Raw genomic sequence first — 23,155 nt, 5'->3', positions numbered from 1 at the left:
CTTCTCCGTCGGCGGTCTCCTCCAGCTCTTCGAACGGCCCTAGCTCTGCAGGCTCATCGGGCAGCCGTTGACTCCATCCATCCTTGGGGATCAACAGTCGACATCGAGGCTGATAGCGGTCGAGGCGGTCCCGCTTACGGTAGATCTTCAAGAAACACCTCCGGCGGCCGGCTCATCCTCCACGTCGTCGCCGCACGCGGAGTTCATCCGCGAACTCATCGTCTTCGGCACCAACGAGGCCCGGCCGCCGCCCGCGCCCGCAGACGCCCGGCACGCGCGTCAGCCAGTCGTCGGCCGGTTCGAGCAGCCCGAGGTCCAGCGCGCCGGCGACGCGGGCGGCCGCACGCGGGCCTCCGTACCAGTGCACCCCGCGCCCTTTGGCGTGCGCCGCGCGGTCGTTCACGTCGTGGCCGCGCCATGCGGCTGCCCGGCCGAGGAGTTCAGCGGTCGAGGTACGGTGCGGGCAGGAGCAGTACGGGCGGGGTAGGGGCTTCCATTCCGGTGACCCTACGGGGCTGGCAGCGCCAGCCCCCGCGCGGGCTTCTGCCGCCGGAGCGGGGCGGGCAAGCGGCACCGGTTCGCGCACCGTCGAGCTCGCCAAGCACCCTCGGCTGTCTACCGACCCGCTGCCGTCCCGCCGGCCAGAGCGGCCCTGGGCCCGTGCCCGGGGTTCCACCGATCCGATCGAGTCGAGGACCTCTCGGGCATGCGTCCCGGGGCCACCCGGCACGGCGACGACATCGGCCGGTGGTTCGCTTTCTTCGATGCGGCTGGGTCCGGTGGAACGAGGAACAGCACGGCCGTCTCGGCAAGTCAGGTATCACCGCACGCCCGTACGGCTCGCAAGACGCCCCGGAGGTACCCGTTGCCACACCACGTCTGGGCGGGGCGACTCTGACGCCCTTCACAGCATGCGGTCGACAGGCCCCCTCTGGACCAAACGAGTCCGGCCCGGGTACCGGTCACGGGCAGACGGGGAGCAGGAGCCCTCCGGTGATCCGGAGGAGTTCATCGGCGGTGGTGGGAAAGACAGTCCGCGGGGTTCCGGCGGCAGCCCAGAGGCGGGGGTACTCGGTAAGGGCTGTGTCGACCACGGTGGGCAGTGTTTGCGGATGGCCGACGGGTGAGACGCCTCCGATCGCCTGCCCGGTGGCCTGACGTACCTGTTCCGGGGTGGCGCGCCGGAGCCTGCCGCGTCCCCAACGTGCGGCGAGTGCCGCTGTGTCGACCTTGTGTCGGCCGCTGGCCAGTACCAGGACCGGCTCATCGTCGGAAATGAAGATGAGACTGTTGGCGATCGCGCCGACATCGCATCCCAGAGCGGCGGCGGCCTCGGCGGCTGTCCGCGTCGATTCCCCCAGCTCCCGCACTTGGCCCGGGACATCAGCCGCAGCCAGCGCCTGGGCGACCTGCACACTGCGGGCAGGCAAGGGCATGCTCTGGTCTGATGACATGGGCGCTCCTTCGTCGTGCGGCGATCGCCTATCGTTCCACATACAGAACGTTCTGTATGTGGAACGATGTACCCCGGGCCGGGTTGAAGCAACCGGAATACAGGGAGGAGAGCCCATGGAGCTGGCCGCTCGCGTCGGCTCGCGACTGCGACAACTGCGCAAGGTCCGGGGATGGTCACTGTCCGAACTGGCGCGCAGATCCGGGATTGGCAAAGGAACGCTTTCAGAGCTTGAGAGCGGAGGGCGAAACCCCACCCTCGAAACGCTCTACTGCCTCACGACGGCGCTGGAAGTGCCCCTTAGCACGGTGCTGTACGGCCTCACGCCCAACGCCGAAATCTCCGGCCGGGCCGTGGACGCCATCCTCACCGACCGGTTCGAAAGCGATGCCGCAGTCAGTGAGACCTATCGGATCCGGATCCGCGCCGGAATCACACAGGAGTCAGCCGCGCACACACCTGGCACAACGGAGCACATCATTGTGCTCGCCGGTACCGCGCGCGTGGGCGACCGATCGGCTCCGATGACCGTCGGCCCCGGAAGGCATGGCAGCTGGCCGGCCGATGTGCCACACCTATATCAGGCACCTTCAATGGATGCCGAAGCACTACTGATCGTGCGATACCCCAAGTGACGGACAGCAAGACCGACCAGACCGCAGACCGCTCCGAACATCCGAGAGTGGGGAGCGCCTGACAACAGCGGCGGCACACCGTTCGGCATCCGGCGAGCCAGGACGCGCACGGTGCCCGTGACCCGAGCGGCCGCCGTGTGCGTGACCGACACCCTGTCCGCGTCGAATTCACTGGCGTAGACGTCCGCCACCGAGCAGGGGGTTGCCGGAGCTTCGTGTCCGGGGGAGCTCCGGATCAGAGTGTCGTGATCAGGCCGCCGTCAATGGTGTGGTCGGAACCCGTGGAGTTGCCCGCCCGGTCGGAGGCCAGCAGCAGGACGAGGTCGGCGACCTCCTCGGCGCGCGTGAAGCGCCCGGTGACGGTCTGGGCGGCGGTCCTCGCGACGACATCGTCCGGGGTGTTTCCCGACTCGGCCGCGAGCGTGGCGGCGACGCCCCGGTCGCCGAGCCAAAGGTCCGTCTCGACCGGGCCGGGGCTGACGGTGTTGACGCGTACGCCGCGCGGGCCGAATTCCTTCGACAGCGCCTTCGAGAGGTTGGTGAGCGCCGCCTTCGCAGCGCAGTAGTCGATCACCCCGGGGTCGGGCAGGAAAGCGTTGACCGAGCTGACATTGACGATGGACGCCGCTCCGCGCTCGATGAGGTATGGGAGGGCAGCCCGGGCGGCCCGGACCGCGGTGAGGAAGTTGATGGTCAGGCCCCAGGTCCATTCCTCGTCACTGACCGAGAGGAAGCCGTCCAGCCGCGGGCTGACAGCACCGACGTTGTTCACGAGGATGTCGAGCCCGCCGAACGCCTCGACCGCTTCCCGTACCGCGCGTGCCGGCCCGTCCGGGTCGGTCAGGTCGACCGCGACGGGCCGGACCCGCCCGCCGGCCGCCAGTTCGGCCAGCGGGCCGCCCACCGTACGGGCGGCGGCGACCACCCGGACGCCCTCCTCGGCCATCGCCCGGGTGATCGCCAGGCCGATGCCCTTGCTCGCTCCGGTGACCACCGCCACCTTGCCCTCCAGATGCAGATCCACGCGGTCCTCCTAGCCGAGGTCAAGACCGGACCAGGCCGCCCGGCCGACGAGCACCGAGTGTGCGGGAGCACTGGCCGCCTACCGGCCTGACAGGGCCACCGCGTCAGGCAGGTGGCCCAGCGGGTCGGTGACCCGATCGCGCGTGCTGAGCGAAGGCGATCCCAACACCCCGACACCCCAGTCGCCTGCAACAAGGGCCGAGCCGTCTTCCTCCACCAGCAGACCCTCACGGTCTGCGAGCGCTTGCTGGGCCACGACCACTCGCTGATGGCCGCGTAAGAGATCTCGCTCACGCCATGGCCACATTGCTGCCGCCCACGTCCGGTCGGCCGGACGTTCCGAAGGAAACACGTCAGCCGGTCTTCTCGAAGGTACCCAGCCCGTTGGTGTCCAGGTACTCCACACGCATCCGGCCGTCGGTGAAGGTCACCCCGGTGCGTCCGACCGCGTTCTCGCCGGCGGTCTCGAAGCTGAAGGTGTTCCCGTCGTAGTGGGTGAGCGGGTAGTTCTGCGGCTTCGGTCCCAGGTGCAGGACCAGTCCGCCGTCCGGGCCGGTGGTGACGGCAGCCCGCCCGTAGAACGGGTTGGTGTACGTACCGGTGTACGCGCTGTCCGATCGGGCCGGCTTCGGGTGGGCGGGCGGCTTGGCATAGTCCGTGTCCGAGCCGCCCTCGTTGAGTTGCTCTTCGTAGGACTTGGCCACCACGGGCAGCCAGTCCCGGGTGGGCTTGCCGTGCTCGGCGGTGTCGAAGAAGTCGAGGGCGATGGTGTCGGGCAGGCCCGAGGGCGCGCCGTTGGTCAGCACCACGATGGCGAGCTTCTCGGCGGGCACCAGGGTGACATTGGTGTTGGTGCCGAGTGCGAAGGCGCCGGAGTGGCTCAGGCGCAGTCGGCCGTGGTCGTCGTAGCGCACGTTCCAGCCCAGGCCGTAGTAGCCGGGCTGGGCGTTCGGTTCGGCGGCGGGTTGGCTGATGCTGTGCGGGAAGTGGGTCTCGGCCAGGCCGGCGCTGTTGATGACCTGCTTGCCGTCGATCTTTCCGCCGCCCATCTGGAGGCGCAGCCAGCGGGCCATGTCCCGGGCGTTCGAGCTGACGCCGCCGGCCGCGGTCTGCGCGTCGGCGTCGCGGACGTAGAGGGGCTTCCAGGTGCCGTCGTCGGTCTTGACGTGGGTGAGGGCGCGGTCGGCCGCCTTCTCGTAGTCGCTGAAGCGGGAGCTGGTGTGTGTCATCCCGGCGGGCTTGTACAGCAGGTCGTCGGAGAGCTTGTCCCAGGGCACACCCTTGGCCTTGGCAACCGCCTCGGCGGCCGCGGTGAAGCCGAAGTTGGTGTACGCGTAGCTGGTGCGAAACGGGCTGAGGGGCTCGTAGCGCAGGTGGGACAGGATGTACGACTGGTCGTAGCCGAGATCCTCGAGGAGGTCTCCGGAGTGGTCGGGCAGACCCGAGCGGTGCGAGAGCAGGTCGGCCGCCGTCACGTGCGAGCTGACCCAGGGGTCCTTGAGAGCGATGCCCTTGAGCGGGTCGTCGAAGCCGTCGGCGCCGAGGGCCTGGGCCAGGACGGTCGTGGCCACCGGTTTGGAGACCGAGGCGAGCTGGAAGACCGTGTCCGGGCTGACCTTCTCGCCAGGGGCTTCGGTGCTGCGGACACCGAAGCCCTTGAGGTAGACGACCTTGTCGTCGTGGACCACGGCCACCGAGACGCCGGGCACCCCGGTGCGGCGTATGCCGTCCTGCACCTGCGTGTCCAGGGTGTCCAGGGCCCTCGCCACGTCGAAGCCGCCGGGGCTTGGCGACGGTGCGGCGGCACCGGTCCCGGCCGCCAGGGCGAGGCTGGCGGCCACTGTCAGCGCCCTGCGCTTGCTGTGACGTCGCATGCGTCCATTGAACGCCAACCCAGCACGGGGCGCCTGGGCAGAGCCCGGGGTACTAAATGCAGGTGGGGCGACGCTCGCATCAACGGTTGTCTGGCAGCCCTGTCCAGTGGCACGCTCTGGTCAATGTGCACCGCCACGTCTGAGAGGAGACGGCGCCGGTGCGCGTGTACGGGGCGGGTTGTCAGAGCGGCGGCACGGTGGACGTTTGGTAGGTCGGCGTACTCGGCGCCCACCGAGCGGGTGAAGACTGCGCGTGAGCGTGGCCGCCTCCGTCACATCCGGCTGCCACTGTCGGATGGTAGGACAAACACCCCTCATGAAGGAGTCCCTGTGCTCGAACTCAAGAAGTTCAAGGACCGCACCGAGGTTACTTTCGTCCTGCCGACCGCCACCCCACCCGGCCCGGTCAGCGTCGTCGGCGACTTCAACAACTGGCAGCCGTGTTTCGACACCCTCTTTCCCCGTGACGATGGCATGCGCGCGGTCACTGTCACACTGCCGGTCGACAGTGTCCACTCCTTCCGCTACCTGGCGGCGGAAGGCCACTGGTTCGACGACGAACGCCCCGACGGCCACGACGGCCGCAACAGCCTGGTCCACACCTGACTTTTTTGGGCGGGCCGCACGTGGTGCGGGCAGCCAGTTGCAGGCAGCCAGTTGGTTCGTTGGTCAATGGGTGAGGAAGACGCACTTCGGGGTGGTTGGTGGGCGGTGTGTCATTACGCGTCTGCCAGTCGGGGCACATGTGGTGCGTCCTGGTGGCGCCGCTCGGAGGGCGGGGCCGCATCCGCTGGTGGAAGGAGTGCTGTGATGACGACGGCTCGCGAGATCATGACCGGGAGCGCCGAATGCATCGGCGCGGAGGAGACGGTGCTGGAAGCGGCGAAGAAGATGACGCAATTGGGCGTCGGCGCACTGCCCATCTGCGGCACCGACGACAAGCTCAAAGGAATGCTCACCGACCGCGACATCGTGGTCAAGGTGCTGGGCGTCGGCAAGGACCCGGCCCAGGTGAAGGCCGGCGAGCTCGTGCAGGGCGAGGCCGTCACGATCGGCGCCGACGACGACGCCGAGGAGATCCTGCGCACGATGACCTCCCACAAGGTGCGCCGGCTCCCGGTGATCGACGGGCACCGCCTGGTGGGCATCGTCGCCCAAGCCGACGTCGCCCGCGCCCTTCCCGACCCCAAGGTCGGCGAACTCCTCCAGGCACTGTCCAGCGACTGACCACGACCGACCCTCTTTGGTTCGAGTCCCGCTTCGCGCGTGATGCTCCGGCCGGCGATGACGCTGCTGCGGTGCCGGAGCCGGCGGCACGCCCTGGTCCCGGTCGAGTGCGCCGACCCGTCATGGGAGCCAGGGAGTGTGCCAATTGTCGGCGCTACCCTTCCACGCGTCCTCGGTGTTTTCCATGGGGACGATGGCGCGGGCTGGCGACCGGCCGGCGGCGAGGGCGGCAAGGATTCTCTGCACAAGCGTTCGGCGCAGCGGTGCCACGGACCGTAGCGGGTGGGGGTCGTGCCACCGGCGGCCACCATGTTGCTGCCACAGGATGCCGTTGACGATGGCCCGGTAGTCAGGCGGCCGGGGGGGTCGGCTGCGAGGCGGCCGGCTTCGGCGATGACCTCGGCATCGACCTCGGCGACGGTTCTGTCGCCGTATTCGAGGATGGCATATTCGTCGTCGAGCTCGGCAAGCCGCTCGGTCAGGGGGAGCTGTTTCCGAACGGTTGGGACGCGCTCCAGATCCGCTCGAAGCTCCGCCGCCGGCGACCCGTCCACGGCCACGGCATGCCGGGCTGGATCCCAGGCCAGCCGTATCTCCGTTCCCCGGTCCTCCGGTTCACTCAGGTGACCGACGCTGTCGGTGTCGCCGAGGGCCTCGCGGCCGACCATCTTCCGCAGCAGGAACCCGCGCCGCAGGGGCGCACGGTACCGGGGCAGCGCGCCGGCCATGTGCCTGCCAGTCAGCGCGTCGCGGGGCTGCTCAGTCTGCCGTCCTGCTTGCGTGCGCCGGGCAGCAAGAGCATCAGGGACCCCAGCGTGGCGAGAGGGGCGCCGACCCGCCAGAGAGCGCCCGTGAACGCGGCCCACCAGCCAGCCCGCCTCACCCTCGCCAGTTCACGGCAGCCTGTTGTTGACGGATATCGGCCGCCTTCGGAAAGCCGTGAGCCCCGACCAGTCGTCGGGGCTCCCGGCTTGTTCGGGGTGCGGCTACGCGGTCTTTGAAGGAGCACATCCGTCGGCTACTGGATAAGCGGAGTGATCTTCGAGACGAGGACGCTTCTTTTGCCCGCTGCCACCTACGCCGGTCTCTGCCCGACCTGCGAATAGAGGGCGGCGTCGCCTGGCAGCGGCGAACGACGGGGCTCGGATATTCGCCCGTTCACCGGTTGTGGTCATGCTCTAATCACCGGATGACGAAGATCGAAGCAGAGCTGATACGACGTTGGCTGAACGGCTGGATCGTCGCTCGCCGCCTGCCCGAAGCCGAGCCGGTCGAGCCCGCCGGGGACGGCCTGCGATCCGAGTGCGACCAACCCGGCCGCGAGGTCGAGGTGTTCGCGCTGCGTGCGGACGAAGAGCCCGAGTCCTTGGCACGGCTGGCGGCATCCGTCGCCGCCGCCAGGCAGAGCACGTGGCTCACTGTACCTACGCTGCGCCCAGGCACAGTCGAAGCCGTCGTCGGCGCCGTCGGACTGGAGTTGCTCCACCGGTCCGAGTGGTTCATGACGACCGATCTGACCGAGCACCCGCAACACGCGCCGGCCGCGCCGTACGAGCGCGAGGTCCGCACAGAGGGACCAATTACGGTCGTTTCCCTCCATCACTCCTCCGGAGAGGTGGCGGCGCGGGGCACCATCGCCGTGGTCGGCGCTGATGCGATCGCCGATCGCATCGAGACGGACACGGCGCACCGGCGTCGCGGCCTGGGCCGCGCCGTGATGAGCGCTCTGGCGGAGGCCGCCGTGGCCCAGGGCGCCCGCACCGGTCTTCTCATCGCCAGTGAGGAAGGCCAGCGCCTCTACTCCTCCCTCGGCTGGCGCCACGAAGCCGACGTCGTGATCGCCCGGCGGCCGATGGTGCCCTCCAACCGGTAGGACTGGCTCGCACGGCATGGCAGTCGTCGATCCACCGGCCCGTGAATATCGGATGGCGGTCAGGCGCGCCACGACGGCTTCGCCATCAAGGAACGCTTCGAAACCCGTGGCGTACGCGAAGTCCCATGCATGTACGTGCGGGACTGGGCCGAATACACCTTCGCGGTAGCAGGACCTTCGGCATCTGAACCAGCGGAAGGCGGAACCCGCGAGGCCTGCCCAGGCGGCGGTCGTGCGGCATCGGCAGCGGGAACGCGGTCACTGCGTCTCACCCAGACTTCGTGCATGACCGCGACGAGCTCCGGCGAGCGCTGGTCAGGGTGCCCGTAGACCCCATCGACCGTCCGGCTTTGTTGACGAGAACAGGTGTCCTGCTGTCGCGGCAATTACCTCCGGAGTAATCGCACCGCCCAACCTCCCACAGCCGCGATCGTGGTCATCGCCCCCCCGGAACGAAGGAGCCCCGTGGTGCCCGCTTACGGCTTCGCTCATCTCCGCAGCCGCCGGAATCACTCCGACATCATCGAGTACCTGGAGCGCATCCAGGAAACCCTCGGCCCCTTCGCAGGCCGCTTCGTCATCCACGGTCCGCCGGCCGAAGTCGTGGAGGGAATGTGGCCTGGCAGCATGGTGCTGATTGAGTTCCCCAGCCTGGCCGAAGCCCGTGCCTGGTACGACTCTCCGGCCTACCGGTCCATCCTGCGTTTGCGTTCCGACCACGTCGACGGCGACTTGCTGCTGATCGAGGGCGTCGGGCCAAACTATGACCCGGCCGAGCGAGCTCGCAAGCTGCAAACAGAAGCCGGCCAAGACGGCCAGTCGACCACGTGATCCCCCGCCCCTCGGCTCCCGTTGACGGAAGAGCGGAAGTCTGGCGCGACCGAACGTCTGGCGACAAAACACCGTTGATCGGCCTCACGAAATGTGTGCCCGAGCCGAGAACGGACGGCAGATATGCGCAACTTCGGGAGCCCCCCGACGCCGTCATGTTCGATCTACGGGGTGGCTGCGTGGGCTCACCCTGCCCTGGAACTCCGGCGTCGTCGGACACGTCAACCGGATCAAGATGCTCAAACGCCAGATGTTCGGCCGTGCCAGCTTCGCTCTCCCGCGAAAGAGGGTCCTCCTGGCCAGCTGAGCACCGCCACCCATAGGGTGACGGGGACGAGAGAAGATGCACCATGGATCTCCGTATACCCCGCCTGCGTCGCAAGCCGGCCGCGATCCTCGCCCAACCACTGCGTAGCCACTCCGTCCGAAGCCAGCTGAAGCACGCGTCGCCGCGTTCGAGGCCGAGCACGACATCGTCCTGCCCGACGCCTATCGGCAGTTCCTCACGCGCATCGGCGGCTCAGGCGTGGCACCGTTCTACGGCCTCATGCCGCTGGAGCAGTGTTCCCTGCTGGTCATGAATCCGCCCGGAGAACCGGGGACACCCCGCGGCTTCGACGGCACAGACCCCAGGGCCCACGGACACGATCTCTTCCTCCACATCATCGAGAGACCGGTCCCCTCACCGGCCGCGTCCTGATTGGTAACAGCGACGACTTTTGGGGGCCCGATGTCTCCTCCGCCACCGACTTCCTCGACTGGTACGAAACGCTGGCTCAACCACGTGAGCGCCGGCCGTGACAACCGGGCCCTCACCTCACCGCGGCTTCGTGCCCATCCAAGCCGCCATCGCATGGCTCCGAAGATCTGACTCTCCGTAACAGCTACACGGAATGTGAGCCAGAACCCGAGAATGGACAGCACCGGCCCTTGACCCCTTGGTCGCGAAGGTTGGGCCTCCCGGTACCGTCACCGGGACATCCGACTCAAAAGGGGAACGGCTGAACGTGGAGCTGGGCATCATCGGGCAGGCGGCCGGGCTGTTCGCCGTCACCAACATCGACGACATCCTGATCTTGGCGTTGTTCTTCGCCCAGGGAGTCGGGCACCCCCGCTCCACCCGCCGAATCGTGTTGGGCCAGTACCTGGGCTTCACCGCGATCCTTGCCGTGGCGGTGGCCGTCGCGTTCGGCGCCACCTTCCTGCCCGAGGCCGCCATTCCCTACCTCGGTCTGCTGCCGCTGGCCTTGGGTCTCAAGGCAGCCTGGCAGGCTTGGAAGGATCGCCGGGACGGCAGCGAGGGCGCGGAGGAGGAGGAACAGGTCGAGCGGGGCGGGCCGAGCCCGCTGGAGGTCGCGGCCGTCACCTTCGCCAACGGAGGCGACAACATCGGCGTCTACGTGCCCGTCTTCGCCACTGCCGGCGTCGGCCGGATGACCGTGTACGCCGCGGTGTTCCTCGTGCTCGTGGCCGTGTGGTGCTTCGCAGGCAGGTTCTTTGCGACCCGGCCTGTCATCGCCAAGGGCCTCGCCCGCTGGGGTCACATCCTGCTGCCCCTGGCCCTGATCACCATCGGCCTGCTCATCCTCATCGAGGGCGGCGCCTTCGGCTTGTAACCCCATCAGCCGGCACCGGACCAGTTCGGATTCTCCGCGCTGCACGGGTGCCTCCCAAACCGGTGAAACAGGTGCTGTCCTTGCTCGTGCCCAGAGTCAACCGTCTGGCAGAGACCCAGTTTCCGGCTTCCCCCGCCACCCGCAGGTCGTTGCCGGAGGCACTACTAGACGGGGGTGGCTTCGGTCGGGATGAACGGGCTGCCGTGGCCGGGCACGATCAGGTCCGCCGCGGCCAGCACCCGTCGGCGGGAGGCCCGGAGGACCGCGCGGTCCGGGGCCACCGGGTCGTCCGCCGGGCCGTTCGCGTGCCACCACAGGTCGCCGGCGAAGGCCACCACGCCCTCGTCCGTGCCCGCCAGCAGCGTGATGTCCTCGGGGCTGTGGCCCGGGGTGCGGATCAGGCGCAGTGACGGGGTGAGTTCGTAGCCCTCGGCATCCCGGTTCGTCCACTTGTCGTCCAGGTACTCCACCTTGTGGTCGTGCACCCGGGCACGGCCGAAGAGGCCCGCGTTCATGGTGTTGTCGGGGTGGTGGTGGCTGAGGACGACGTCGGTGACGTCCTCGGGGGCGAGGCCCAGTTCCGCGAGCGGCGCGAGGATGTCGTCGCGGCTCGCCACCATGCCCGGGTCGAAGATCACGTGCCGTCCCGCATCCGAGACGTAGGAAACGGTCGCGGCGACCCCGGGGCCGGTGGAGCCCACGTAACCGATGGTCAGAACCTTGAATGCGGCGCTGCGGCCGAGCGGTGCGTCTGTCATGGCCACAATCCTGCTGGCCGTGGCGGAGGTTGACGAGTGGCACTCCTGCCGCTGTTCGCAGGATTCGTGCCAACGTGCCAACCGTCTGCCACACTGCGCTCATGCCGCCTTTCAAGACCGTCGCCGCTTACGTCCCCACCGGCGTCGGCATGCTCGCCGTCGGCATCGTCACCGAGGTGTTCGGCCCTCACGGGGCGGCCCTGCCCGGCTTCGACTTCGCCCTGTGCGCCGACCGGCCCGGAGCGGTGGCCGCGGACTGCGGAGTACCCCTGACCGTCGCGCACGGGTTGGACCGGCTCGCCGAAGCCGACCTCGTCATCGCCCTGCCCGGGGCCGGCTTCCGCACACCGCCCGCCCCGCCCGTACTCGACGCGTTGCGGACCGCGCACGCGCGCGGAGCCGTGGTCGCGGCCCACTGCGTCGGTACGTTCGCGCTCGCCGCCGCCGGACTGCTCGACCGGCGGCGGGCGACCACCCACTGGCGGTTCGCCGAACTCCTCTCCGGTCGGTACCCGGAGGTCACCGTCGAACCCGACGCCCTCTACATCGACGAGGGGAGCACCGTCACCGGAGCGGGAGCCGCCGCGGGTTTCGATCTGTGCCTGCACCTGTTGCGGCGGGAGTACGGCGCCACGCAGGCCAACGCCATCGCCCGGGACATGGTGCTGCCCGCCCACCGGGACGGCGGGCAGGCCCAGTACCTCGCCGCGCCCGTGCCGGAGGACGGCGGTGACACACGGCTCTCAGAGGTCCTCGCATGGGCCCGCGAGAACCTTCACGAGCCGCACCCCGTAACGGAGTTGGCCCGCCGCGCCATGATGAGCAAACGCACCTTCGCCCGTCGCTTCGCCGCCGCGACCGGCACCACCCCACACGCCTGGCTACGGCACCTGAGGCTGAGCCGTGCGGAGGAGTTGCTGGAGACCACGGACCTCGCGATAGAGGAGGTCGCCCGCCAGGTCGGTTACGGCAGCGCGGCCGTACTGCGCGAGCAGTTCGTACGCCGCCGGGGAGTACCGCCCCGCTCCTACCGCCGGGCGTTCACCGGCGCGGCCCCGCTGACCGCCGCGTCGCATCGCCCCGGTCGGTTCGTTACCTCGACGACGTGAAGAGCGCCGGGGGGCGTGGACGGGTGGGAGGTTTCGCGGACGGCGGCGGCCGGGCGTTCGGAGAGCAGCAGGAGGGCGGTCAGCAGGACGAGGGCCGCAGCCGAGACGTGTACGCTCAGGGCCGTCGCGAGCGTGCTGCCGTGGGTGAGTGCGGCGAGGGCGTCACCGAGGGGAATGACGGCGTTGGCGAGCAACACCCAGCCCCAGCCCCGTGCCCGTCGCTGTCCCAGAGCGAGGAGGACGAAGACGAGCGTCGCCGTGACGATGTCGCGTACGCCCTTGACCATGAAGTAGCCCGAGGCGTTGCCGGTGGGCCGGGGTTCGATATCACTCCGATCCGCACCGTGCCGTTCACTCAGCGCGCGAAACCTCTCTGCTCCGCGCATGCGCCGCGAAGGCGCGTGCCCGCGGCACCCGGCGGCTCGTGTCGGATGCCGGGGGCGGGGGACGCTACGTGAGCCGTATGCCGCTCAGGTGGGGGACGGGGCCGTCCAGGGCCGCGCGCCAGACGGGGCTCTCCACGTAGTGGTTGTCGAACCGGTCCGCGGACCCGGCGATTTCCTTCGGGTCGGCTTCGCCCCGCATCACCCGGCCGAGCAGGCGCAGGTAGTCGAAACGACCCATGCCCGGGGTGAACACGAACAGGACGTCCGCCTCGGCGTCTGGCGCCGCGCGAAGGCGCGCGGGGTGTGCGGCGAAACCACCACGAAGTCGCCCTCGTTCAGGATGACGACCTCCTCCCCCACCAGCACCCGCAACGATGCGCTGATCACGAAGAAGAGCTCCGTCGCCCCCTTGGTGGCGAAGTGGGCCGGTGCGCCCACGGCTCCCTTGGCGAACCGGGACCGGTAGCTCGTAAATCCGCCGGGGGTGCCGTCCGCCTCGCCGAGCAGCGTCGTCACGCTGCTCGGGTCGGCGCAGGGTTCGGCGCATGCCCAATCACGACCATGCGGTGTGAAGTGGCCGCCGGATTGAGCTATTTCGCCGAGATGCTGATTGCCCGGACCTCACCGGCCGTCGGACTCGGCGGTGGGCCGGTCGACGCGGTAGACGAAGTGGGTGCGGTCGTCTTCCGGGTTGTCGGGCGTCAGTTCGACGGTGGCCACCCTCCACAGTCCGGCCTTCTCCAGGGCCCGCCATGACGCACGATTGGTCGCGTGGACCGGGACGACGACTGCGGACGCCGCCGGATGGTCGACCCATGTGGCCGCGATGATCGCCCTGATGACGCGGGGCCCGAGCCCCTGGCCCGCACGTGCGGGGTCACCGATCAGGTAGTCGATCGTCACCGCACCGTCGGGGACTTCGATCTGGCCGGCCAGATCCGCGAGGTAGTCGGAGTAGTCCGCGAACCGGCACCGTTGTACCAAGGCGACCGCCGTGCCGTCCAGCAGGACCAGAAAATCTTCGGACGGTTCCTCGCCGCGCGCCGCCGGGCCGAAGTCCCTCGCGACCGCCTCCACGGAAGTGTCGTGGTTCCACCAGCGCGCCACGTGCGGTTGCATGAGCCACTCCCGCAGCAACCCGAAGTCCCCCTCGGTCACCCTCCGCCACGCGAGCACCGCGCCTCCTCACCGCCGCCGGATCACGCGCCGACCCTAACCGGTGCCCGTCCCCCCGGCCACGGCAATTTGGCTCGGTGCGGGCCCGCGCCCCCACCCGCACGCAAGCTTCCCCCGCGACCTGCACCGGCGGACGACGGCTGCGCCTCGGGGAGGCAGTCATCGAGTGTCTCCTTCCAGGCGGCCGCGAGGCGGTTCGCTTGGTGAGGAGCACTCCGTCTGTGGCGAAGACGACCGCGGAGACCGTACATGAGTCGTCACGGAGACCGTTCATGAGTCGTACACCAGGCGACGGCCGGTGATCCGGGCGGCACGCTCCCCCAGTGGCGGTCGCGTCCGTCGATGTTGTCGATCTCGAAGGCGACCTCCGTACCTGCCGCTCTGGCTCTGACGGCTTCCGCGGAGGTGCGGAAGGCGATGTCGGCATGCAGACGGGTCGTTGACGGGAAGCACGGCCGGGCCCTCGGGAGTGAAGACGGCGATGCGGCCGACGCCGCGCGTGTTCACAACCGGATTGGTCAGAGGACTGCCGTGGGAGCAGGACTCACCGCTGGCACCGCCCGAACGTCACCACGTAGGTCGCGGCGCCGCTCGCGCCGGCTCCGGCCCGGTCCGCGGAGCCGGCCAACGCCGCGCTGCCGATTTCGCGCAGCGTCCCGCTGAGGATGTTCGCGCGGTGTCCCGGGCTGTTCATCCACCATCTGACGGCGGCGCTGGGTGTGCCCGAGGTGCCCCAGCCTGTGTACGTGATCTCAGCGACCTGCCACGACCGGGGGTTCGGGCAGTAGCCGGCCCCCATGATGCGGCTCTGCGGTGTTGAGCCCGTCTGTGGGTTGGTGTGCGAATCCTGGCCCGGCCCCCACCACTTCAGCTGCACGGCCGCAGCGGCGTGCTGTTGGGCCGCGGTGTTCAGGGCGGAGTTGACGGTTAGCGCCGGAAGCCCGCGCTGCGTACGCTGCGCGTTGATCAAGCCCACGACATCCCCGGGCTGGGCAGAAGCGTCCGTGGACGCTACAGCGGGTACCAGCGTCGCCGCCAGGATGGCGGCAATGGCCGGACCGATGAGCCTCCGGGTCCGTGAAGCAGTGCATTTCATGAGGTACACCTCCCGCAACGACGAACAGTGGATTCGAGTGCTTGGGTGAGGCGACCAGTCGCTTTCGCTTCGACGTCATTTCCAGCCTCCCATCCGGATCACCCGGTCGCCATCGGAGACCGGGTCCGGCCGCTGCGGGGCACGGCTTTCGGGAATACGAATGGCCGGCGCCCCGGAACGCTTCGCGGAGAATCCCCACCGCGCGGGTCCACTACGAGCAACAGCCGGGACCCGGCCACGCTGCGGCACGCGACTGCCCCGGGCCGGGCGAGGCAGTGACCGGCTCACCAATGATCCGGGCTGCGGCGGGTCCAGGCCGGTCGGTCTCGTGCTCGGGGTACTCGGCCGCCGGGACGGACTTGCTCCGGGCCGCCAGGACGTCGTATGCGAGTGCCGGCGTGGAGTCGGTGCCCGGGGTGGGGTGGACGGTGATCCGGCGTGCAGTCGGTGCCCGGGGTGGGGTGGACGGTGATCCGGCCTGCGAGCGGGTCGTGTGCGGCCAGGGCAGCTCGGGTTTGGACCAGGTCGTCGCCCAACTCGACGATCACGATCACCGGGGCTGGTCGTGACAGGTCAGCCGGCCTGCTGCCGTGCGCCCTGCCCCGCGTCCCGCGCCTCCAAGCGGCCGCCCGCTACCTACCGGCGGCGCACGGGCTCGACATCAGTGGCGGCTTCCGGCACTTGATCCGGATCGACGACGCCACCGCCGCGGCCGTCATGGGCGACGTCCAGGGCCACAACGTGAATGTCGCCGCCCTCATGTGCCGGGTCCGCACAACCGTCCTCGCAGGCGCCGGCGCACCCCCGAAGAGGGACCCCGAACCCGGCGGTTCACCAGCTGCGTGTACGCCCATATCGACCTCGCCGGCCACACCGTCCGCCTGGCCTCCGCAGGTCATCCGCCCCGCTGCCGCGCCATGCCGCCGGCCCGGCAAAGAAGCTGAACCTGCCGCCCGGGCTCTCCTCTGCTCGACCCGGACGCCTCGGGCACGGCCGTCGAGGTCTCGTTCGAGCCGGGCACCCTGCTCACCCCGTACACCTATGGGTTGGTCGATGTTCCCGGAGAGAATTTGGAGGGGCGTATCGCGGCCTTCGCCGGCCGCATCCCCGCGACCCACGAACGTCACCTGTTGGCCCGCGCCGGCGAACGACCTCATCGGCCAAGCCCGGGCCGAAACTTCCCGTACCGACGACCTCGCCGTGCTCCTGCCGTGTTTCGCCCCACCCAGCCCCGGAGGCGGCACACGTAACCGTGCCCGGAGGTCGTTGCTGTCGGCGTCGCGCCCGACCATTACGCACCCCTTGACTCTCACCTCCACGCTCAACTGCGCGCGTGCGGTCTATGCTTCCCTGCTCCGCCTTCGGACCGCTTGTGGAGGAGGACCAGTTTCGCGGGCCGGGGCCCAGCGCGCACCGCGGTCCTCGGCCCACCGATCCCCGCCCGTACCACCCCACCCCCACCCCCACCGGACCGCGACCGCCGGTCGGGGAACTCGCGCGCCCGGTTGCCGCCGACGCTCCGCCCGGATCCGAGCAGGCCGCCGCCCCGCTCCGGGTGCACCGGGCCGACTCCGTGAGCACGCGCCTTGGTTGCTTCCGATACAGCCGCTACTCCGCCATGGCAGCACGCACCGCGAGCGACTACTCCCGTACCGCCTTGCTCCATGCCTCCAGCAGTTCTCGCTCGCGCTCACCGCTGAGACCGGCCCGGCGGGGCCGGTCCAAGCCCTGATCCCGCTCCCAGCGCAGGGCGTCCGCCAGCAACTCCGCTCGGGGGCGGTGCCGAAGGCCCGCCGCGCCGGCCGCGGAACCGTTGCGGGCGCTGAAACCGACCCAGTCCGGGTCGGCCATCCACATCGCGAGCGATTCCGGGCCCATGAACTGCCCCACCTCCTGCCCGAGCAGCCAGTCCGCGCCGACCTTCACCACCGGCCCGGTGTGCCCGCCGACCTCCCGAGACAGTGCGACCCACTCACCGAACGGCACGATCGGGCCGACCGCGTCGTACGTTCCCGTCGTCCCCTTTTCCGCACAGTCGAGCAACCACGCCGCGAGGTCCCTCGCGTCCACCGCTTGCGTCGCGATGTCGGGCGACGCGGGTACCAGCAGTGGCGCCAGCGGCTCGCGCGCCGCGCGGCCGACCCAGTACCCGGTGCGGCCGCTGTGGTCACCGGGGCCGCCGATCAGTCCGGCCCGCGCGATGAGGAGCCGATCGCCCACCGCAGCCGCCGAGGCCTCCTCACACGCCACCTTGGCCTCCCCGTACTCCTCGCGGTCGGCCTCGTCACGCTTGGCCGCCGGGAGCAGCCACGCCGACTCGTCCGCACCCACCCGCGCGTGCGAGGCGTACGCACTGATCGAAGACACATACGTCCAATGCGCCGCCCTCGCGCCGAGCGCAGCCAGCGCCCGGCGGACGAAGCCCGGCTGCCACGAGACCTCGACCACGGCGTCCCAGTCCCGGCCCGCCAGGCCTTCGTACGCCGACGGGTCACGCCTGTCCGCGGCGACCAGCTCCGCACCCTCGGCCACGGCGCCACTCTCCCCGCGGGCCAGGCAAGTCACCTGATGCCCACGGTCCAGTGCCTGCCGCGAGACCTCGCGGCCAACCCACGCCGTTCCACCCAACACCAAGATGTTCATCGCATCACTCAAACACGAACCACGAGCCTGGGCCCTCTGCTTCGCCCAGGGCATAGTGATCCGCCGCATAGACATGACCGGCCCCCGGCGGCGGCTCCCATGACGCTCAGACCAGGCAGTGCGCCGCGGCGGCCAAGCGCGCGTGCCCTGTCGATCGACGGCAGTACGACGCCTGATCTGCCGAGTCACCCGGCCCCGCCCAAGCACCGCCCACATCCTGCCCTGGCCACACTGGCGGCGGCGACGCCAATCCCGTTGCCCGCATCAGCCACTACGAACGGCGTGGCCACACACCACCAGAAGCCGAGCGCACACCCGACGGCCGGCAGCCCGCAGGCGAAAGCCAGGCGTCGGTGAAGACGACGACTTTGCCTCCCGCGTCTCGGACGATTTGTGCGATCGCGGCCTTGTCGTCCTTGTAGCGGCGGTGGTCGAAGAGGATGACTGCGTCGCGGCGGGACAGCTGGACCAGGTGGGCGGTGCGTTCCACGGTCCGGTCGGGCAGGATGCACACGTCAGAAGAAGCACGGCTACGGCCTTGGAACGCTGTTGACACGGGTGGAAGAGCGCGACGACGATCTGTTCGCACGGACGACGACCGGCGCCTGACCGTCGAGTTCACCCGGTCCTGCACAGCCGTGATCCCAAGGGTGATGAGCACCGCTACCCGACCACGAACAGCGGTGACCCGTTGCCAGCCGCTGTGTACTGCGCGAACCCTGAGCGTTCCGGCAGTACGTCGAGGCCAGGCGGCTGGGGGGAGGATCGTTACCTCTCGGCTGGTGAATCGTTCCTCCAGGTGTCGCGATGGAGGGTGTGACCTTCCGATTGGGACCCTGTAGGTCACGTTTGTTGGAACCACATGCTCACGCTGCTTGCAACCTGCCGTGAGTTGCCATTCATCCGGCGGGCGATGACCGCCGTGCACGTCACCAGGGCACTACGCCGGCGTCTTCGAAGAACTTGCCGGTCGGGCCGTCGTCGGGCAGGGTCGCGAGCTTGATGGCGATCGCCGCGCCCTGTTCGGGGGTACGCACGCCGCGGAAGCCGTTGAGGTCGGTCGCGACGTATCCGGGACAGCCGGCGTTGATCAGGATGTTCGTGTCGCTCAGCTCCAAGGCGTACTGGAGGGTGACGGCGTTCAGGAAGGTCTTCGACGGCGCGTACGCCACGGCAACCAGACCCGTCGTCCGTTCAGCGGCGGTTCCTGACTGACGGGCGAGGGAGCCGACGCTGCTGGACATGTTCACGATCCGCGGTGAGGCGGAGCGGCGCAGCAGTGGCAACATCGCGTTGGTGACGCGGATGACGCCGATCACGTTGGTCTCCACGACCGTCCGGATGGTGGCGGGATCGACCCTGGTGGGCTCCTGCGGCATGCCGCCGGTGATGGCGGCGTTGTTGACGAGCACGTCGAGGCGCCCGGCCTTCCCCTCGATCAACCGTGCGGCGGCGGTCGCGCTCGCGTCGTCGGTCACGTCGAGCGGTACACCGAACGCGTCGACGCCGCCCGCTCGCAGCCTCTCCACCGCGCCCGCACGGCGCTCATCGTCGCGGGCGCCGACGCCGACGCTCCAGCCGAGGGCGCCCAGGCCCACGGCGATCTCGTAGCCGATTCCCTTGTTGGCGCCGGTGACCAGCGCAATCGTTCGTTCGCTCATGGGGACCATGCTGCCCTCGGGCCCCGGCGGGGGTCCAAGACCGATCGGGTGGTCGACGATACCGTCAGGGTATTGATCCGGGATAGCGTGGCGCCATGGAGACTCGGGAACTGCGATACTTCGTCGCCGTCGCTGAAGAACTGCACTTCGGGCGCGCCGCGCAGCGGCTCGGGATCGCGCAGCCGCCCTTGTCACGGGCGATCCAGCAGCTCGAACGCCGGCTCGGGGCGGCGCTGTTGGATCGGACCAGCCGCACCGTCACATTGACCGAGGCGGGCGCGGTGCTGTTGGTCGAGGGCCGGGCGGCCCTCGACGCGGTCGACGCCGCCGAACGTCGGACCCGCCGCGCCGCCCTTTCCACGACCGGCCGCCCCGGCCTGGTCCTGGTCACGAAAGCCAGTGCGTCCAGCGAACTGCTGGCGAAACTCCTCGACGCCTACGCCACCGAACCCGGCGCGGTCTCCGTCGAAGTCATCCTGTGCGGCCCGACCGAGCAGGCACGGCTCCTGCGCGAAGGCCGGGCCGACGTGGCGCTGCTGCACCGACCGTTCGACTCGACGGCCGGGTTCCACACCGAAGAGCTCAGCACGGAGGGCCAGGTCGCGGTCCTGCCGGCCGGGCATCCGCTCACCGCCCGGACCCATGTACACATGGCGGACATCACCGAGCTGCCGGGCCTGCCCCTGCCACGCTGGCCCGACCCCGACGGCACCTACCCGCCCGGCCCGGGCCCGCGGGTCCGCGATCACGCGCAGCTGTTGCAGCTCGTCGCGCTCGGCCGTGCTTGCGCAGTCTCACCGGAGTCGTGCCGGGCCCAGTTGCACGGTGACCTCGCCGCCGTGCCCGTACTGGACGCGCCGACAGTCACCACCGTGATCGCCTGGCCACCACACAGCCGGTCAAGAGCCGTCGCCCACCTTGTCCGGACGGCTACACGTCTTCAGTAGTTCCGACATCTGACGTAGCAGTTGGCTTGCTGAGTCACACGGACCCGCCAACTGCGATGGGCGGCGCGACAAGATCCAGTGCTGATTGGGCAGGTATCGCGTTCAGTCTCAGCCGGTGGGCTGAGCGTCGTAGTTGGCCGGTCCGGCCATCACAGCGCTCCCGGTCGCGGGATTCCTGGACCGGGCCGACGTCGACGGGTGGTCGGCCGCGGAAGGGCCGCCCCGCTGACCGGCATGATTGAGGCGTGCGGACCGGGCAGCAGCGTCCGGTGAGTTCTCGGGGGTGGGCAGTGATCGAGGTCAGGCAGCAGGGCGCGTTCAGCGTGAACAGTGTCGGCGTGGAGCGCCGACCGTTCCCATTGAGCTTCAGCGTCCGCGAGACCGAGGGGCTGCGACGGGTTACCGCCGGTGCGGCCCAGGCGGCCGAGCTGGTCGACTTGCTCGTGGACGTGGCGAACGACGCGGTGGCGCTGGTGTCGCTGGAGACCAACTCCTACCTGGATGAGGACTGGCATTCGCTGCGGCCCGCGCTGATCGCGGCCGATCTCGGCGTGCCGTGCACGGTTCACCCCCTCGGGCCCTGGGCGGCCGGCACGAACGGACTCGCGGAGGAGTTCCTGGTGCTGGACCGCCACCTCCTGCCCCGTCTCCTGGACGGCACCTGGTCGCCGTACGAGCTGACTCTGATCGACGTGCCCGCCGATGTGACCACGGAACAACTCGACGAACTTGCCCTCGTGATAGGCACGACCGGCATCGATGAGCCGCTCCTGAGCCGCCTGGCAGATTCACGGGTCTGGTTCTCGGGCCACGACGACTGTTACGTGCTGCTGGAGACCCGCGACCCTGCCCTCCCGGCCGCTGTCCTGGCACGACTGCTGGCCCTGCTCGCCGGCTCCGCCCTCACCGAACGGGTGCGGGAGCCCTTCTCACACGTTCCCGAGCCCGGGCTCTGGCTTCCCGAGCAACTGATCGCCACCGCCCCCCACTGGATCGGAGCCCTGAGCGACGTCACCGGGGATCTGGTCACCATCGGGCTGGCTGCCAGGCCAGACCCGTGGCGGCTGGGCGACTCGTTCCCACAGCAGGCCGACCTCACCGCGACGCTCGACGTACGCCACGGCACCTGGCAGATCACTCCCGGGCGGTAACACGAGGAGCCAGATCTGCGCGGCGCCGTCGAGTTGCCGGACGGACGGGAGATGCGGCCGCCCCCACCCGGGGACCGCCTCCCACTACCCTCAACTAGGCATGTTCCGGTTTCGGCCCCGGGTGCGACTCGTTCGGCGCCGCCCCGTATACACGCCGCGGACGCGGCGGACTACAAAGGAAACACGGTGACGCCGCGGGGGCCCTTGTCGTCGATCTACACCGAGCCTTGGCCGGGGACAGCCGCCCGAGGCGGCCGGCGACATGGTCTAAGTCGACTCGGTAGAGACCCAGCTGCCGGGCGGTCAGGTCCGGGCCCCGGGGGCCCGTGCCGGTCCAGCCGACCCGACAGGTCCCGACGGCGGGCGACGGTGGCCACCTTGACCCGTCACCGGACATCGGCCCCCTCTCACGGGCCCGCGTTCCCCTCGAAGTCGCCCACGTTGATCAGAATCGCCCGGTTGCCGGAAGCGTCCCACTTCACATGCTTACGCGCACCCCAGTAATACAAGCCGTAGCCGGTGAAGTCACCGTAGGCTCCCCCCTCCTCCCGCACCCGGTCCGGCGTGCCGAACGCAGACAGCAACTTTTCGTACGAGGTCAGATGGGCGAAGTGGGAAAGATGCGGCCCGTAGATCGCGAAGCCGACGACCAGCCCGGCAGTGACCTTGTAGGTGAGTTCGTCGGCGCAGTACAGGAATCCGTCCGACCGCACGGTGTGGTCAATGACCTCGTCGGGTGTCAGCGGCTGCCGGTCGGCGTCGTGGTATTCGCTGTCGCTGTCGTCCCCGCCGCGGTACCGGGCGACCACGGAGGACTGGGCCTGGAGGATCCTGCTATGCCGCCCATCCGGATCGTCGTGAGGTCGAGCCGCGGCAGGAACAGGACGTCCAGGTTCTCCAGGATCTCAATCACCGTCGGAGTGGACGTTCGCGACGTGCCCTCAGCGGCATGGTCTTTGCCCTCCCCCCACCCTCTCCCTCCCGCTTTCCGGCGCCGCGCCGCAGCACTTCCGCCCGACCCGTTCACCCCTGCCATGCCACTGGCGCTACGGCACCCCCACCAAGCCCCAACCGCGCCCGGCAGCCTCCGTAACCACGTCACCCCACTCACGTAGCAGGGCGACGAAGCCCTCGAAGGTACCCGGACGGCCCGCCCAGCCCTCGCACTCGGCGGCGAACGGAGCACGCATTACGTCGAGATACGGCTCCACCCCCTTCCAGGCGGGAACCTTCCTCTCCACTGCCTCCGGAGAGCAGACCAGCAGAAGGTGCGGACGCCGAGGGTCGGCGACCGGCGGGAAGAGCCCCTCCCCACCGGTCAGCGCCGGATCCTCGATGGGATCCGCATCCCAGATCAGCCCCCCGAGGAAGGCGTCCATCGCCTCGCGCACAGGCGCGTCGACCAAGGGCCGCATGTCCGCCCACCCGTCGCCCGCGCGGTAGTGCGGGCGGTAGGAACCGGTCGTGGTGAAGAACTCGTACGCGGCGCACCACCTGGCCCCCTGGTCCGGCGGCCACCGCCATCCGCCGCCCCGTCCCCACCGCAGGCTCTGGTCGCCGCCGGACGGCCAGACGGTGTCGTCGAGCGCGTCGATCCGGCGTTGGACGGGGAAGGCAACCAACCGCTCCCAGTCCGCCATGAACAGCGTGAGGTCCACTCCCATGCGCCGCAGCATAAGCGGCGGCCCCGCACACC

General features: G+C 69.6%; 23 protein-coding genes and 2 pseudogenes. 11 read left to right on the top strand and 14 right to left on the bottom strand.

Going from position 1 to position 23,155, the window contains the following annotated elements; translation table 11 throughout:
• Window positions 1-172 precede the first annotated feature (172 nt).
• Complete coding sequence (locus E6R62_RS25885) at window positions 173-403, bottom strand: hypothetical protein (protein WP_136215932.1); 231 nt, start codon at window positions 401-403, stop codon at window positions 173-175.
• Between the two features lie 559 nt (window positions 404-962).
• Window positions 963-1,454: a YbaK/EbsC family protein gene (locus tag E6R62_RS25880; RefSeq protein WP_136215931.1), complete on the bottom strand. Its 492-nt coding sequence runs from the start codon at window positions 1,452-1,454 to the stop codon at window positions 963-965.
• Window positions 1,455-1,569: 115 nt separating this feature from the next.
• On the opposite strand from E6R62_RS25880, the gene E6R62_RS25875 reads away from it, so the two are divergent.
• Window positions 1,570-2,088, top strand: a complete 519-nt coding sequence (locus E6R62_RS25875; RefSeq protein ID WP_136215930.1) for a helix-turn-helix domain-containing protein — start codon at window positions 1,570-1,572, stop codon at window positions 2,086-2,088.
• A 235-nt stretch (window positions 2,089-2,323) separates the two neighbouring features.
• On the opposite strand, the gene E6R62_RS25870 is transcribed toward E6R62_RS25875, so the two are convergent.
• Both E6R62_RS25870 and E6R62_RS25865 read right to left on the bottom strand, forming a co-directional pair.
• Window positions 2,324-3,112, bottom strand: coding sequence for an SDR family NAD(P)-dependent oxidoreductase (locus tag E6R62_RS25870; protein ID WP_136215929.1), 789 nt, complete (start codon window positions 3,110-3,112; stop codon window positions 2,324-2,326).
• 352 nt (window positions 3,113-3,464) lie between these two features.
• The gene (locus E6R62_RS25865) at window positions 3,465-4,985 is read right to left on the bottom strand and encodes a serine hydrolase (protein ID WP_136215928.1); all 1,521 of its coding nucleotides are present in this window, start codon (window positions 4,983-4,985) and stop codon (window positions 3,465-3,467) included.
• A gap of 330 nt (window positions 4,986-5,315) precedes the next feature.
• Here E6R62_RS25865 and E6R62_RS25860 point away from each other — a divergent pair, with 330 nt between their 5' ends.
• The 6 genes and pseudogenes from E6R62_RS25860 to E6R62_RS25830 all read left to right on the top strand — a co-directional run bounded on the left by E6R62_RS25860 (window position 5,316) and on the right by E6R62_RS25830 (window position 10,532).
• The gene (locus tag E6R62_RS25860) at window positions 5,316-5,591 is read left to right on the top strand and encodes a hypothetical protein (protein ID WP_136215927.1); all 276 of its coding nucleotides are present in this window, start codon (window positions 5,316-5,318) and stop codon (window positions 5,589-5,591) included.
• Between the two features lie 204 nt (window positions 5,592-5,795).
• Window positions 5,796-6,212, top strand: a complete 417-nt coding sequence (locus tag E6R62_RS25855) for a CBS domain-containing protein (RefSeq protein WP_206308834.1) — start codon at window positions 5,796-5,798, stop codon at window positions 6,210-6,212.
• A 1,189-nt stretch (window positions 6,213-7,401) separates the two neighbouring features.
• Window positions 7,402-8,085: a GNAT family N-acetyltransferase gene (locus E6R62_RS25850; protein WP_136215926.1), complete on the top strand. Its 684-nt coding sequence runs from the start codon at window positions 7,402-7,404 to the stop codon at window positions 8,083-8,085.
• Window positions 8,086-8,553: 468 nt separating this feature from the next.
• A complete protein-coding gene (locus E6R62_RS25845) occupies window positions 8,554-8,916 on the top strand; it encodes a DUF1330 domain-containing protein (protein WP_136215973.1) in 363 nt (120 codons plus the stop codon).
• Between the two features lie 350 nt (window positions 8,917-9,266).
• Window positions 9,267-9,787: pseudogene (locus E6R62_RS25835) on the top strand (SMI1/KNR4 family protein).
• Between the two features lie 136 nt (window positions 9,788-9,923).
• Complete coding sequence (locus E6R62_RS25830; protein WP_136215925.1) at window positions 9,924-10,532, top strand: cadmium resistance transporter; 609 nt, start codon at window positions 9,924-9,926, stop codon at window positions 10,530-10,532.
• Window positions 10,533-10,696: 164 nt separating this feature from the next.
• Here E6R62_RS25830 and E6R62_RS25825 read toward each other — a convergent pair whose 3' ends face one another.
• Window positions 10,697-11,290: an MBL fold metallo-hydrolase gene (locus tag E6R62_RS25825; RefSeq protein ID WP_136215924.1), complete on the bottom strand. Its 594-nt coding sequence runs from the start codon at window positions 11,288-11,290 to the stop codon at window positions 10,697-10,699.
• A gap of 101 nt (window positions 11,291-11,391) precedes the next feature.
• Between E6R62_RS25825 and E6R62_RS25820 the strand changes: the two genes are divergently transcribed.
• Window positions 11,392-12,399: a GlxA family transcriptional regulator gene (locus E6R62_RS25820; protein ID WP_136215923.1), complete on the top strand. Its 1,008-nt coding sequence runs from the start codon at window positions 11,392-11,394 to the stop codon at window positions 12,397-12,399.
• On the opposite strand, the gene E6R62_RS25815 is transcribed toward E6R62_RS25820, so the two are convergent.
• The 4 genes and pseudogenes from E6R62_RS25815 to E6R62_RS25800 all read right to left on the bottom strand — a co-directional run bounded on the left by E6R62_RS25815 (window position 12,318) and on the right by E6R62_RS25800 (window position 14,937).
• Entirely contained in the window at window positions 12,318-12,785 is a 468-nt protein-coding gene (locus E6R62_RS25815; protein WP_136215922.1) for a DUF4267 domain-containing protein, read from the bottom strand. The two genes, E6R62_RS25820 and E6R62_RS25815, sit on opposite strands and share 82 nt — an antisense overlap.
• Window positions 12,786-12,849: 64 nt before the next feature.
• Window positions 12,850-13,379: pseudogene (locus tag E6R62_RS25810) on the bottom strand (cupin domain-containing protein).
• Between the two features lie 27 nt (window positions 13,380-13,406).
• Entirely contained in the window at window positions 13,407-13,961 is a 555-nt protein-coding gene (locus tag E6R62_RS25805; protein ID WP_136215921.1) for a GNAT family N-acetyltransferase, read from the bottom strand.
• Between the two features lie 544 nt (window positions 13,962-14,505).
• On the bottom strand, window positions 14,506-14,937 hold the full coding sequence (locus tag E6R62_RS25800) for a CAP domain-containing protein (RefSeq protein WP_240801892.1): 432 nt from the start codon (window positions 14,935-14,937) through the stop codon (window positions 14,506-14,508).
• Window positions 14,938-15,647: 710 nt separating this feature from the next.
• Here E6R62_RS25800 and E6R62_RS42215 point away from each other — a divergent pair.
• Window positions 15,648-16,001, top strand: a complete 354-nt coding sequence (locus E6R62_RS42215) for a SpoIIE family protein phosphatase (protein ID WP_136215920.1) — start codon at window positions 15,648-15,650, stop codon at window positions 15,999-16,001.
• 697 nt (window positions 16,002-16,698) lie between these two features.
• Here E6R62_RS42215 and E6R62_RS25790 read toward each other — a convergent pair.
• The 3 genes from E6R62_RS25790 to E6R62_RS25780 form a co-directional block, all read right to left on the bottom strand.
• Window positions 16,699-17,700: an NAD-dependent epimerase/dehydratase family protein gene (locus E6R62_RS25790; RefSeq protein ID WP_136215919.1), complete on the bottom strand. Its 1,002-nt coding sequence runs from the start codon at window positions 17,698-17,700 to the stop codon at window positions 16,699-16,701.
• Window positions 17,701-17,971: 271 nt separating this feature from the next.
• Window positions 17,972-18,214: an SIS domain-containing protein gene (locus E6R62_RS41120; RefSeq protein ID WP_240801891.1), complete on the bottom strand. Its 243-nt coding sequence runs from the start codon at window positions 18,212-18,214 to the stop codon at window positions 17,972-17,974.
• A 415-nt stretch (window positions 18,215-18,629) separates the two neighbouring features.
• Entirely contained in the window at window positions 18,630-19,361 is a 732-nt protein-coding gene (locus E6R62_RS25780) for an SDR family NAD(P)-dependent oxidoreductase (RefSeq protein ID WP_136215917.1), read from the bottom strand.
• A gap of 95 nt (window positions 19,362-19,456) precedes the next feature.
• Between E6R62_RS25780 and E6R62_RS25775 the strand changes: the two genes are divergently transcribed.
• Window positions 19,457-20,308: a LysR family transcriptional regulator gene (locus E6R62_RS25775; protein WP_136215916.1), complete on the top strand. Its 852-nt coding sequence runs from the start codon at window positions 19,457-19,459 to the stop codon at window positions 20,306-20,308.
• 290 nt (window positions 20,309-20,598) lie between these two features.
• Window positions 20,599-21,459: a hypothetical protein gene (locus E6R62_RS25770; RefSeq protein ID WP_136215915.1), complete on the top strand. Its 861-nt coding sequence runs from the start codon at window positions 20,599-20,601 to the stop codon at window positions 21,457-21,459.
• Window positions 21,460-21,866: 407 nt separating this feature from the next.
• Here E6R62_RS25770 and E6R62_RS25765 read toward each other — a convergent pair whose 3' ends face one another.
• Complete coding sequence (locus tag E6R62_RS25765; protein WP_136215914.1) at window positions 21,867-22,268, bottom strand: hypothetical protein; 402 nt, start codon at window positions 22,266-22,268, stop codon at window positions 21,867-21,869.
• Between the two features lie 237 nt (window positions 22,269-22,505).
• Window positions 22,506-23,123: a hypothetical protein gene (locus tag E6R62_RS25760; protein WP_136215913.1), complete on the bottom strand. Its 618-nt coding sequence runs from the start codon at window positions 23,121-23,123 to the stop codon at window positions 22,506-22,508.
• Between the last annotated feature and the right edge of the window lie 32 nt (window positions 23,124-23,155).

The organism is Streptomyces sp. A1136 (genome assembly GCF_004795055.1).
GTDB lineage: Bacteria > Actinomycetota > Actinomycetes > Streptomycetales > Streptomycetaceae > Streptomyces.
The sequence above is the reverse complement of the archived record's forward strand: the minus strand, read 5'-3'. Positions and strand labels throughout refer to the sequence as shown.